General features: G+C 53.1%; 9 protein-coding genes. All 9 read right to left on the reverse strand.

Annotation, left to right across the window (positions count from 1 at the left end):
- Positions 1–4 precede the first annotated feature (4 nt).
- The 9 genes from ACR0CE_RS09175 to hslU all read right to left on the reverse strand — a co-directional run bounded on the left by ACR0CE_RS09175 (position 5) and on the right by hslU (position 13,086).
- Positions 5–802: an inositol monophosphatase family protein gene (locus tag ACR0CE_RS09175; RefSeq protein WP_480546082.1), complete on the reverse strand. Its 798-nt coding sequence runs from the start codon at positions 800–802 to the stop codon at positions 5–7.
- A 539-nt stretch (positions 803–1,341) separates the two neighbouring features.
- Entirely contained in the window at positions 1,342–2,340 is a 999-nt protein-coding gene (locus tag ACR0CE_RS09180) for a hypothetical protein (RefSeq protein ID WP_480832046.1), read from the reverse strand.
- Between the two features lie 34 nt (positions 2,341–2,374).
- Positions 2,375–4,390 (reverse strand): FkbM family methyltransferase, encoded by a 2,016-nt coding sequence (locus tag ACR0CE_RS09185; RefSeq protein ID WP_480832048.1) that lies wholly within the window; start codon positions 4,388–4,390, stop codon positions 2,375–2,377.
- A gap of 384 nt (positions 4,391–4,774) precedes the next feature.
- Positions 4,775–5,668, reverse strand: coding sequence for an NAD-dependent epimerase/dehydratase family protein (locus tag ACR0CE_RS09190; protein WP_480482568.1), 894 nt, complete (start codon positions 5,666–5,668; stop codon positions 4,775–4,777).
- Complete coding sequence (gene gmd, locus ACR0CE_RS09195) at positions 5,668–6,705, reverse strand: GDP-mannose 4,6-dehydratase (RefSeq protein WP_480486890.1); 1,038 nt, start codon at positions 6,703–6,705, stop codon at positions 5,668–5,670. The genes ACR0CE_RS09190 and gmd overlap by 1 nt, the downstream gene beginning before the upstream one ends.
- 243 nt (positions 6,706–6,948) lie before the next feature.
- Positions 6,949–8,421: a glycosyltransferase family 4 protein gene (locus ACR0CE_RS09200; protein WP_480832050.1), complete on the reverse strand. Its 1,473-nt coding sequence runs from the start codon at positions 8,419–8,421 to the stop codon at positions 6,949–6,951.
- Between the two features lie 342 nt (positions 8,422–8,763).
- Positions 8,764–10,044: a glycosyltransferase family 4 protein gene (locus ACR0CE_RS09205; protein ID WP_480832052.1), complete on the reverse strand. Its 1,281-nt coding sequence runs from the start codon at positions 10,042–10,044 to the stop codon at positions 8,764–8,766.
- Between the two features lie 53 nt (positions 10,045–10,097).
- Complete coding sequence (locus tag ACR0CE_RS09210) at positions 10,098–11,516, reverse strand: mannose-1-phosphate guanylyltransferase/mannose-6-phosphate isomerase (protein WP_480482576.1); 1,419 nt, start codon at positions 11,514–11,516, stop codon at positions 10,098–10,100.
- A gap of 262 nt (positions 11,517–11,778) precedes the next feature.
- Positions 11,779–13,086, reverse strand: coding sequence for an ATP-dependent protease ATPase subunit HslU (gene hslU / locus ACR0CE_RS09215; protein ID WP_480474422.1), 1,308 nt, complete (start codon positions 13,084–13,086; stop codon positions 11,779–11,781).
- Between the last annotated feature and the right edge of the window lie 65 nt (positions 13,087–13,151).

Here is a 13,151-nt window from a genome sequence, read left to right on the forward strand (position 1 = left end):
GATCCTACCCGTTCACCAAATCCAGCATCTCCCCGTGCAGTTCGGGTGTTGCCGCTGAAATCACCCGGCCGTCAGAGTTCAGGTCAAGCGGCCGACCCTCCCAATCTGTCATCACCCCACCCGCAGCTTCTACCACGGCCATCACTGGCAGGTAGTCATAGGGCTGAAGGTCATAGTCGATCACAGCATCAACATGGCCCGCCGCCAGAAGGGCATGGGGGTAGCAATCATAGGCGAACCGTCTGGTCTGTCCAGACTGCATCAGCCTGTTGAATAACGCCGGATGATCGCGATAGATCTTGTCCCCCTCGTTTACAAAAAGAATGGACTGATCCAGCCGTGTTTGGGCCGAAGTCGTGATCTCACGGCCATTCAATGTGGCGCCCCGGCCAACAACGCCGGTAAAAATTTCATTTATCGCTGGCATGCCAATCACGCCGATATCCGGTTTACCGTCAACCAGATGCCCCAACAGAAATCCAAACAGCGGATGCCCGGACAGGAATGACCGGGTTCCATCGATCGGGTCGATGATCCAAACCTGGCGACAATCCTGACCCTCGAACCCATGTTCTTCGCCAAAGACGCCGTGATCGGGGAAATGCTGTCCAAGATAGGCGCGAACCTGTGCTTCAACACCCTTGTCGGCCTGTGTCACCGGGCTTTCGTCCGACTTGAACTCAACCCCCAGCGCGCCACGAAAATACCCCCGCGCTGCTTCGCTGGCCAGGTCAGCTATCTTTACCGCATGAGACAGCAGGTCGGTGCTTTCATCGGTCTGTGACGTCTTTGGATTCAGCATTTGTTTCTATCCTGTTTAACGATGATTGCGATCCCGGAGCGGTTACAAATCAGGAACGACCATTTGGCGGTCTCGTCTCGATCTCATCTCAACACATCCCACAATAATCCTACAAATCAACAAATACTCAAACAAAAAAACCCAAATATCCACGCTTTCACAAAAGTATGTGGATTTTGAAACATGATTCGATTCTCAGAACATGCAGACAAAGGCTGGCTACACGCAAACAGGCGCACCCAAAGGCCAGAGGGTTGTGACGAAAACAAGAGTGAGCTCCTGTGGACGTTCCGGCCCCTACACACTTGAAGACAAAGATTTAACTTATCCAGTAAACAAGTTTCCGGGATCGTGCCGCCTTTAGCAGCATTTCGGCGCTGAGCAAAACCGCGACCGCCGAAAGCCATGATTCCGAAGACCGACTGCAGACAGTTAAATACACTGAAATCTATCTAATGAATTGTCATGGAATACACTTCTAGGTAACGCGATCCAGCTATCTGAATTAAGGTCAGCGGTTCCAGGGTTGGCTAAGGTCTCTACATTTCGCTTATCCAGTGATCACTGTAAAGCGGGCCCAGGTCTCGGAGGGTCAGCGTCTTGCCCGACGACAGATCGATAACAGGCTTATCCAAAATAAGTTCTGCACGATCGAGCCCGCGAAAAAAGGACATTGCCATATTCTCATCCCGCGAGTCCCGATGCCGGGATGGCCATGCGCGATATGTATCAAGTTTTGATGTGATATGTGAGGCGAGGTCATCACGTACAAAAAATGCGTTCACGCCGGCCGAGTTTGTTCCGACAAATTGATACCCTTTCGCAGCGGCCAGCATTTTGAACGCACCCAGAGATGCACCATAATACTGGCCTGAATAATGTGCCGAGAAACGTTCGAAGCCCGGATCGTAAGGGACAGTCAGATTATGCAAATCACCAAAGATCGCGTTGTATTCAACAATCAGTATCGCCGGAGATACGGAGCTAATCGCATCCAGCACCCAATAGTCGTTGCCGTCAATATCGACACTAAGAATGCCAATTTCGCCCGACAGATCGTGCTCGATCAGCAGAGTGTCGATATTTTCCGCAGTAATAAAGGCTTCAACGGGCGTTATGTCATTGAAGACGTGGATTGGATCTGCCCGAACATACGCAATATTCGCGGCTGACCCATCCATGATCAGACCGCGCCACCCCCTGTGGCGCACCAAAAAGCGCGTATTCGCTTCGGTATAGTTTTCAACTCCAAACTCAACAAAGACGCGTGGTATGCTTGGCAGTTGCGAGACCAACCATTCGATAATGCCATCTTCCCCGAATTGAGAATGGATGCGGAATTCTGCGTCGGCGATACATTTAAGCCTTTCCATCGCCTGAACCTGCCGGGCGGCAACCTGCCCAGTGGCCAGCAGTAACCGTTCCTGGCGCTCCGCAATTTCAGCGAGATGAGCTGCAGTCATCTGCGGGGCCGGCGCAGACAAATGCAGCGTTTCGGAAGAATGCAAGAAGCGCGATAAGACCCGACGCAGTTTCACGATAGGTTTCCGTAGTTGAATTGTAACAATGGCATCAAGAGCCTGTAAGATTTGGCATCAGCAAAAGATCAGTATGCGGAGAACCGGCCTTGGACTCGCCTTGCCGCAATGCCTCGTACATCTGATCAAGCGCATCAAGAGATAGCTGGTTTAGGCTATTCGGGTTAGATGTGCCAAGATCAATGACCCGGATATCGTCGCGTGATGCGATTGCGTCGCGTAACATTTTGTAACCCCCGGAACGCTCAAGACCATAGGGCCAAAACTCAAGCACAACCGGGCAACGCATTGTGGCCATTCTTTTTGCACAGGCCAGCACGTGACCTTCATGCCCTTGCGTATCGATCCAAATCAAATCGGGCCCGTCTTCAGGCAGCAGGCCATCCTCGACTAAACTGTCAAAGGTCCGAACCGGCACATCCTGAAGGATCCAATCGCCCTCATCATGTAGATTATTCGCGATGTCGCCTGAGACGCGAAGGCGATGGTCTCCGAAATTGGAAGGCGAGAGCTCCATCTGCATCGTGCCGTTTCTGTCCGATACTGCCATTTGGTGGCAGGACACCTTGTGATCTACCTCATGCAGGAATGTGTTAGCGCGCAAAAGTCGAAAGTTTTGCGGGTCTGGTTCAAAAGCGATAACGCGGTCAAAACCACGCCGTGCCGCATGGATCGAATGGGAGCCGATATTCGCTCCGATATCCACGAAACATGACGTCGCGATTTCATGCCCATTTTGGGCAAGAATCTGCATTACATCATCAATGGCGCGCTCCTGGAACTGGCCAGTCTGACGAAGAGACCCGCCAATCACGGAATCATTTCGGTGGGTTATCCAGTGCCCTCCTTCGGCACCGCGCGACATGACGAGTTCCGAGTTTTGCACGAAGGGTTCGGGTGAAGCCCATTTTGTTGTCGAGATTTCAGCCTCCCCTGAAAGGAAAGTTGCCCCGTTGCCATCGTCTTCTGAGGATTTAGGTGCTGCGTTCAAGCGTTGGCTCGTCGGCCAGTGTAGCGCCAGATATTCCGGGCTTGCCATCCATTGCTGGAATTGGCGCCGAGGAGATCCGTCGTGATTCAATACCCACCTACGAAATATCCCGCGCGGCTTACCGCTCGCGTGGAAGAGCAGCCTCCGCAATGTCCGGACTGGACGCCCGTTCGTTGTGCGGAACAGCTTTTTTTCAAGCGCTCCGCGCTTGGGTTGAACTTGGGTCATTGTGTGCGTTCTTTGCAGTTGCATGATATCATCGCGAAGGCTCGACACTTCCGTGGCGAGAGGTGGAACGTTGCCCAGCGCCCGGTGAATCTCTGATAATGCTCTGTCAAACCGGTAGACACCTTGGATCAGGTCCATCCCAATTCGAAGCGAAAACGCCTCATCCAGAGCACCGATCTCTGGTCCATCAACCTGTGCTACCACTGCATAATCAAGCGAAACATCTGTGAAAAGACTGATCAAATGAGCAGCTGTTTCCTCTCTTGGCTCACTGCCCTGCAAACGAAGAATCACGTTGCGCTCGAACCCGACATGCTCGGTGAGAAAACTGGTTAACCCCGGAGGCAGCGGTCGCAAGTGCGTAGGGTCAAGATGAAAATTGACCAAGCTAACAAGTGGATTTTCCGGATTGGGTGTTTCCAAAATCAAAAGCCCACCAGGGCGCAAAACACGGTGCGCCTCTGTTACCAGTTCGCGAATATCGTCAAAAGGCAGATGCTCGATCAAATGAAATGCGGACACTAGGGCAAGCGCGTTGTCTGGCAGCGCTTTCAACGCCGGCAGAGCCTCCATCTGTTCAACCGCCAGACCTTTTTGGTGAGCGATATCAAGCATCCCTTTGTCGATATCGACGCCACGTGCACTCAGGCCAGCCTCTTCCAGAATTTCCAGCCATTCACCTCGACCGCATCCCAGATCAAGCGCCTGTGCGTCCCCTTTCTGAGCGGCAAGTGGCGACAGGAAGGGTTGGTATACTCGCAAACGCTCTCGAATAAGAGAAGGATCGCCACGAAATCGTGCCTCGAAATCGCGATAGAAGGTGTCAGTCATACTCCGTACTTTCACATTTGCATGGTTTTGTCCGAGATGATCGCGCTTTTCTCGGATATTTACCTGATTGTTAGTACAAGTCAGGACAGAGGTCATCCCGTTTCTGGCTCGGAAATCACGCGTTCCTTCGCGTTACGTATTAGGTCAGAGGATCTGCCAGCTTAGGTGTGATCGGCGAAGGATCAAAACACCCTTAATCTGATATCACTCTGACCCCAAGCCGTTCTGGATAAGAAAGTAGACGGCCATAAACGGTGATGTGATTCAGAGATCCAATCACCTTTTCCTGCAGTTCATATACAATCCAGTTGGCGATGGTATCCGGATGCTACGGCCGATTGTTCTGCCAAGAACCTCTGGCGGCGGCAATCGAGATGCTTCAGGTCACTCCTTCAGCATCCATTTCAGCGTCTCTTCCAGAGTGTGACGGATGCCGATCGGGATCAGGTTTTCCAGAAGTGTGGGATCGCCCATCAGAACCTTGATTTCTTGTGCACGCATAAAGGCAGGATTAGACACCACCTCGATCTCATGGCCGGTTATGGTTCGGCACATGTCCAGAATCTCTGCCAGCGCGGTTGCTTTACCGGAGCAGATATTCACGGTTTCACCTTCGGGCGCGTTTTCCAGAAGCAACCTGTATACTCGCGCAACATCGCGTACATCGGAAAAGTCCCGCGCGACATCCAGGTTTCCCAATTCTATCTGTGGCTGCTTACGCCGGAAATGAGAAACGATCTTGGGAACAAGAAACTTGGGGTCCTGGCCAAGACCGGTATAATTGAATGGTCGGGCAATAACGACAGGAAGACGGTCGTTATACAGCCGGGCCATGTGCTCCATTGCAAGTTTTGAAACCGCGTAATCGTTAACAGGTGCCGGGGGGGTAGATTCCCCTATGGATGGCACGGCGGCGTTACCATAGATATTCGCGCTACTGGCCAGAACGACGGCTTTGCGGCCATGTCCGGTGTTGGCAAGCGCTTCTAGTAAGCACCGCGTCCCCATTAGATTGACCTGATAAAAGCTCTCGGCGGTTCCGTGTGCCACAAATGCGACCCCTGCCAAATGCAGCACCGCGTCCGGAGCGACATGGGTAATGACCTGCTCTAGACCCGATGAATCTGTCAAATCTGCTTCCAGATATTGGGAATCAGGCTTGGGGGCCGGATTTGTTCCGGTGCCCCAAACGTCCCACCCTGCTTCTGCAAGCTCTATTGCGGCATAGTGTCCGGTAAAGCCATAGCGTCCGGTAATCAGAACTCGGGGTGCCGGCATCAAAAGGACACACCCTTTTCGTTACGTGCAAGATCCGCCTCAACCATCATCTGGCAGAGTTCCTCCAAAGATGTTGTCGCCTCCCAACCAAGCTCTTGTTTTGCCTTGCTCGCGTCGCCAATCAGCAAATCCACTTCAGCAGGGCGATAGAATTTGGGGCTAATCCTCACAAGAACACGGCTGCCCTCGGCGTCCACCGCCACTTCTTTCTCACCTTCACCTTCAAAACGCAGCTCGATACCCGCGCTCTTGAAAGCCATGGCGACAAAATCCCGCACTGTCTCGGTGCGACCGGTCGCCAGTACAAATGTATCGGGTTCATCAGCTTGCAGCATACGCCACATGCCATCCACGTAGTCCCGGGCAAACCCCCAATCGCGCTTTGCGTCAAGATTGCCCAGCTCAAGGCAATCAAGTTGACCCAGTTTGATTTTGGCAACCGCGTCAGTGATTTTGCGTGTTACGAACTCCAACCCTCGCAAAGGGCTTTCGTGGTTGAACAGAATGCCTGAGCTGCCGAATATATCGTAGCTTTCTCGATAATTGATGGTCATCCAATGCGCGTATAGTTTGGCAACACCGTAGGGGCTGCGCGGCCAGAACGGAGTCGTCTCGCGCTGCGGTACTTCCTGAACCTTGCCGAACATTTCGGAAGTGGAAGCCTGGTAGAACCGGATTTTGGGGTTCACTATTCTGATAGCTTCCAGCAAATAAAGTGCGCCAACGCCGGTGATCTGTGCGGTTGTGTGCGGTTGTTCAAACGAGACGCCCACAAAGCTTTGAGCCGCCAAGTTATAGATCTCATCCGGTTCCACCTTCTGAATAAGCCGGATCATTGTCCCCATGTCAGTCAGGTCGAGTTCCGACAGATCCAGATTGGGATGGTTACGAATACCAAGCTCTTCAATGCGCCAGAAATTCGTGGAAACAACCCGACGGAAGGTCCCCACGACGTTATAACCCTTGTTCAGCAACAGCTGAGCGAGATAGGCACCATCCTGTCCTGTGATACCTGTGACGATTGCAGTTTTTGTCACTCTAAATCCCTTTCCGTTTTGTCTCTTGCCTGTCAGAAAATCCTCGCCGACATGAGCAATGCTTTTTTGTCTACTTAGTCGTGCGTGCAAGACCGCTTTAGTATTAGTTTGCTTAAACAGGTCAATTCAAAGTTCCGCATTAGAGTTGAAACCTGAGAACCCAAGCACTGGACCATAAGCGCGGATATTTTGACGAAAGACTGGGCCTGCGCTAAGCCTTAACACACATCAATATGCATCGGTTTAGTTAGGTGCGTACATAGCCCGCCCCATATCACGAGCCACATCTGACCAACTGCGCAGTGGCGCAGTTTTGATTTTTTCTTCCAGTTCTGAACGGTGGGCAGCGTTATTGAGCCTTAAGACGGCCTCGCCGATGCTTTGGACGCTCATTGCATCACAATATTCAACAAGATCCATTCCTACTTCGACGAGCGAGCTATTCTGGGCGACTACGGCCGTTTTTCCGTAGGCCAGCGCCTCGCCCACGGGCAGGCCCCATCCCTCGTAAACACTCGGCATCAGCACGAACTGGCAGTTCTTGTAAAGGACACCAAGCTCCTCATCTGTTGGTCCGTCAACCATGCTTACATAGCCGTAAATATCGCCTGTCCCCTCCAATAGGTTATCGAACTCGTCTGTAAGCCAGCCTTTGCGGCCGGCAAACACAAGCTTAGGCAGATCAACATGGCCCTGATCAACAAGGTACTTCCACGCCATCGCGGTGCGCCAGATATTCTTACGCGGTTCGACCGTACCAACACAAAGCGCATAAGGCTCACCAATAATTTTCCGCAGGTGGACACTTAGCTGGCTGGCGTCTTCAAGATGGGGGAAAGCGTCGAACGAAATCCGCGAAGACACGGGCCCTTGTTTCTGGGCATTCTCGTCTTCGAGCCCAATCTTGGACAACCCCGCCTGCGCCAAGGGAACAGCGGTCGCATTTCTCTGGATATCGTGTGCTTGAAAAAAGCGTAAAAGATCCTGCCGGGTCGCCTCAGAGATTGTCATGTAGCGGCTTGTGTACTCCCGACTGTCTAAAAGCCAGTCATAAAATACATAAGGCATGCTTCCAGCTGTAAACTGTGGTGCCACGATAGGGATCAGATCGTACACCAGCGAATGTACTTCCATCCCATTCGCTTTCGCCTTTTTGAACGCCTGAGTGTGGCGCGCCAGCCAACTGCTGTCCAGAAGCACAAGATGGTCACCTTCTATTGCCACATCGAACAAAGGTTGCTCGGTTCGGCGAGACCCCGAGGTTTCGACTGGTGCTTTCTTCCGCCGGGCCGCGCGCCACATCTCTGATGACATGTCCTTTTTTCGAAATACGGACTCTCTTCTGAGAAAGCTCATCACATCCAATTTGGTGCGGTGGAAGAAATACTTTGCTGGGCGGTTCCGGTACCCGTCCAACATTGGAAGATTTGAGCGCGCGGATTTCCAAGGATAGAAAATCTGCCGCAGCTTAGCTGGCGACGTAAGGGTTTCTCGACCCATTTCCTCCAGAAGCAAACAGCGCTGAACACCGGAGTTTGCATCGCACCAACAAAGGTAAACAAGCTTTGGATCGCTTAGTTTAGAAAACTCTGAGATCAACTCAACAACAACACGCTGAATGCCCGAGTAGCGATCAACTTTTTTGATATAGTCGATTAGTCCTGAGATATCGAAGAATACTTTTTTGCCATCTTGGTTAAACGTAGGGGCGTTCATAGCTTACTCTCCATGCAGTCTGCCAGATGAAGTGGTCTCATCTTCTTGGATTGTTTCGCAGTAATACCGAAGTGTACTGATTTTAAGGGCTTTTGCGACTAACTCGACTTCATGAGCAAGTAATCGCGCTTATCTGGAAAATTGAGGTTCACACAACAGAAGGGCTGACTCTTGACGGCGAGTGTGGCGTCTGCCTGACAGAATGCCGAGTAATGCTGAGACCTGCGCACAGCGCCGAGGTCGATTGGACCAAAACCACGTGACATTTTAGAGGGGAATTGCCAGGCATGACAGTCCTTTCGAAGTTTATGGGCTCTATTGCCGGGATGGGTAACGGTCCCGTTAGTCCAGTCTTTGCAATACCGCTTGCACGTCCGCTGCAACGTTCGACCAAGTGCGAAGCTGCGGTTTATGCGCAGCAATGCGTGCGCGAAGGTTCTGAGCGAACTCCGGATCTGTCAGCAGCCTTGTGATATGGTTTGCAAGTTGATCAGGCCGATCTGGATCGAAATAGACACCAAGATCTCCGCACACTTCTTTCAGAACCGCCGCAGTAGAGCAAAGCGCTGGTGTACCGAACCACAAGGCTTCACCGGCGGGTAAACCCCAGCCCTCCATTCGGCTAGGCATGACAAGTGCCAAAGCATTCTTGTACAGGTTTACAAGGTCTGTCTGATTGGGGTTCTCGCGGAAGACCACGTGCTCACGGATCGTTGTGCATTCGTCTGATTGCAGATAGGTGCTTGTTTTGTGACGCAACGCCCCTGCCAGAACCAAAGTGGGTACGTCTTTCCCGTCACGCTTCAGAATGCGCAATGCTTCGAATACGACATCCAGGTTCTTGCGGCCCAGCATCGATCCAACTGTCATGATATATGGATTATCCGGAATATCTTGCTCGGATTGCTCGGTTCCCTCGGGGCATTCATGAACCAAGGGGACTGCGTAGACCTCTGGCGCTTCCGGCAGAACACCTTTTTCGGAGAAGTCCAGAACTTCCTGTCGCGTAAATTCGGAGTTTGTTAACAGCGCCTTGGCGCGGGAAACCAGCAGTTGGTTATCCCCTATGAAGTTACGCGGGAAACTTGCCAGCTGGTGTTCAAAATCGTGCATGGGGATCATGTCATGCAGCAATGGAATGATATCGCAAGACACCCCTTTACGATCCAGAGTGCACAGGATTTCAACGATCAACTTGGGCCGCCCACAACTCACCAACGTCTTTCCAGACATGTCGATGGGCGTCATGTCTGGGGCTATCGCCTCCCAGGCTTTGCGGTTTCTGCGCCCGACCAGCGGTCTGACGGCCGCCAGCACCAGATCCCTCATAATTGACTTGGTGTAGTGGTGACTGCGCACGCGCAATTGCCGGATACCGATTGGAACGTTCAGGTCAACGCCACCATCTGCTCGTATGGTTGGGAATACTTCTAGAAGTTCATTATGACCCTGCGAGAAAACGGCGAACTTGACGGACGCGTCCTGTTTTCTGAGCTCAGCGCCAATCTCGGCAACGACCCTGGCGATCCCGTAATAACGCAGCTTACCGGTCGAGGCTAAAAGCACCTCGGTCAGGTCATAGACAACCTGCCGCTTCTTGGCTGCATTGAGATCGTTTTCCATTTCCGTTTTCCTTCGGCCACCCGGTCAGTCTAAAGCGGTTATCCAACCGTGTCCTAGACCCTGGAATAGACGTCCTCATAGCGGATGATGTCATCTTCGCCCAGATAGCTTCCGGTTTGCACTTCGATCAGCACCATTGGAACCTTGCCTGGGTTTTCCATGCGATGCACAGCGCCAAGCGGAATGTATACGGACTGGTTTTCAGTGACCAGCTTGACGTCGTCATCGACGGTCACCTTCGCGGTTCCCTCAACAACAATCCAATGTTCGGACCGGTGGTGATGGCTTTGTAGCGATAGTGCTGCGCCGGGGTGTACATGAATACGCTTGACCTGAAAACGTCCGCCAACCACCAGGCTTTCAAACCAACCCCACGGGCGGAAATCCTTGGGAAAAATGGTGGCCTGGCTTGCGCCCTTGACTTTGAGCGCCTCGACAGCCTTCTTCACGTCTTGCGCACGGGATTTGTCCGCCACCAAAACCGCGTCGGATGTAGCCACAGCGATTATGTCCTTCAGGCCGATGCCGACCACTTCCAAATTACCCGCCTCAGAACGCAAAAGCGTGTCATTACAGTCTATTGAGGTCGCATTACCTGTGGCCACAACTCCGTTGTCATCCGGTCCCGCCTCACGCCAAACCGAACCCCAGTCACCCAGGTCAGACCAGCCAGCAGAAAATGGAACAACGCTCAGGTTGTCGGCCTTTTCCATCACCGCATAGTCGATCGAGATATCTTCGGCCTGCTTCCAGGCCTCTGGGTCCAGCCGTAGAAAACCCAAATCCGTTTTGGCAGCTTCGCAAGCGGCCCGGACCGGAGCCATCAGTGTCGGGGCGTGGGTTTCAAAAGCGGCGATGACGTCACAGGCCCTGAAAAGGAAAATGCCACCATTCCACAGATGCTTGCCGTCGGCCAGCATCGCAGAGGCGGTTTCAACATCTGGTTTCTCGACAAAGCTGTCGAGTTTGACAGGAGCGGTGCCCTCCGGTGCTCCAGCCAGTTTAAGATAGCCATAGCCGGTCTCGGGCCTATCCGGTGTTATCCCAAAGGTTACCAACTGCCCGGCTTGGGCTGCTGGAATACCTGCAGCCACGGCTGCACGAAAGGCGTCAGCATCAGGTACAACATGGTCGGAGGGCTGAACCAGCAATAGGGCTTCGGGGTCGGACTTTGCCACATGGAGGGCTGCCGCCAGAACCGCCGGCGCGGTGTTGCGCCCCTCAGGTTCAATCAGAATCGTGCCTGGATCAATGCCAGCCGCCTGCAATTGTTCAGTCACGATAAACCGGAAATCAGATCCGGTCACCACTACTGGTGCATCATAGTCCGACCCTGACACGCGCCGGGCCGAGGATTGAAACAGGGTCTCGTCCCCGGTGATCGCTGTAAACTGCTTGGGATAGGATTTCCGGGACAGCGGCCAAAGACGGGTGCCAGAACCACCGCAAAGAAGAACAGGAGTGATGGACACGATCAGATAACCTTTGCCAATAAATGCAAGTGCCTAGTGTCAACTTAAGGGCGCAATTTCAAGGTTGTTCCACTACCACTGGGTACGTTTTGGCGAAAAAACGCTAAACACCTGCCCCCTGAGACCGCATTGTCCAGGCATTTCGGCCTCAATTTCCCAGTTGAGGTTCGATCGCCACGTGCCTCCAACGTGGCGTGCCTCAGACAAACCGCCACGCTTCCAGTTGGCAAAAGGGAAAAGCGGCAGTATCGGACCCGAGCAGCTACAAAACGTAACGGCTCAAATCTGCTGATTTGGTCAATTCACCCAGATTGTCGTCCACGAATTGTGCGTCGACAGTTATTTCTGTTCCGGCCCTGTCTGGTGCAGTGAATGACAGCTCTTCAAAGACCCGCTCCATGACAGTATAAAGCCGCCGCGCACCAATGTTTTCAATGCTCTGGTTCACGTCGGCTGCGATCCGTGCCAAGGCGGCAATACCATCCTCGGTAAACCCAACAGTGACCTCTTCGGTGGCCATAAGGGCCGTATACTGACGGGTCAGTGCGTTGTCGGTTTCGGTCAGGATGCGCACGAAATCCTCCTCGGTCAGCGCGCGCAGCTCTACCCGAATGGGCAGACGGCCCTGCAACTCGGGCAGGAGGTCTGACGGTTTGGCGATATGGAACGCACCGGATGCGATGAACAGGATGTGGTCGGTTTTCACCGGACCGTGTTTTGTCGAGACGGTTGTGCCTTCGATCAGGGGCAGCAGGTCGCGCTGTACACCTTCGCGACTTACATCACCACCACGCGCTTCTGTGCGGGCGCAGACCTTGTCAATCTCGTCCAGAAAAACGATGCCATTCTGTTCCACCGATTCCAATGCGGTGCGGGTGACCGTCTCATCGTCCAGCAGCTTGTCGGCCTCTTCCCCAATCAGCACGTCATAGCTTTCGGCGACAGTAAGACGTTTCCTGACAGTACGCCCGGCAAACGCCTTACCGAAGATATCACCCAGATTCATCATCCCCATCTGACTGCCTGGCTGTCCCGGAATGTCGAACATCGGCATCGGGTTTGAACTGTCCGCGACGTCCAGTTCGATGACCGTCTCATCCAGTTCACCCGCCTTGAGCTTTTTGCGGAACATCTCTCGTGTGCCTTCACGGGCATCCGTACCAGCGATGGCGTCAATCACGCGGTCTTCGGCGGCTTGATAGGCTTTGGCCTTGACGTCTTCGCGCATGAATTCCCGTGTTTGTAGAATGGCGGCATCGGCCAGATCGCGAATGATTTGTTCCACGTCGCGACCGACATAGCCAACCTCTGTGAACTTCGTGGCTTCGACTTTGATAAAGGGTGCGCGCGCCAGCTTGGCCAGACGGCGGCTGATCTCGGTCTTGCCAACACCGGTGGGGCCGATCATCAGGATGTTCTTTGGATACACCTCTTCGCGAATATCGTCCGGCAACTGCTTGCGGCGCCAGCGGTTGCGCAGGGCAACGGCCACAGCGCGCTTGGCATCCTTTTGCCCGATAATGAATCGATCCAGTTCCGAGACAATCTCGCGCGGGGTCAGGTCGGTCAAAGGGCAATCCTCTCGGTCGTATTTGCGTGATGCGGTCTAGGTAATCATGGCTTTGATGAAAACAA

It is taken from the genome of Ruegeria sp. L11, from assembly GCF_056531755.1.

What these genes read in the sequence shown, in the direction of transcription:
- ACR0CE_RS09200 (WP_480832050.1), bottom strand. Translation starts at nt 8,421, where the DNA reads ATGAACGCCCCTACGTTTAACCAAGATGGCAAAAAAGTATTCTTCGAT.
- ACR0CE_RS09175 (WP_480546082.1), bottom strand. Translation starts at nt 802, where the DNA reads ATGCTGAATCCAAAGACGTCACAGACCGATGAAAGCACCGACCTGCTG.
- ACR0CE_RS09185 (WP_480832048.1), bottom strand. Translation starts at nt 4,390, where the DNA reads ATGACTGACACCTTCTATCGCGATTTCGAGGCACGATTTCGTGGCGAT.
- ACR0CE_RS09190 (WP_480482568.1), bottom strand. Translation starts at nt 5,668, where the DNA reads ATGCCGGCACCCCGAGTTCTGATTACCGGACGCTATGGCTTTACCGGA.
- ACR0CE_RS09205 (WP_480832052.1), bottom strand. Translation starts at nt 10,044, where the DNA reads ATGGAAAACGATCTCAATGCAGCCAAGAAGCGGCAGGTTGTCTATGAC.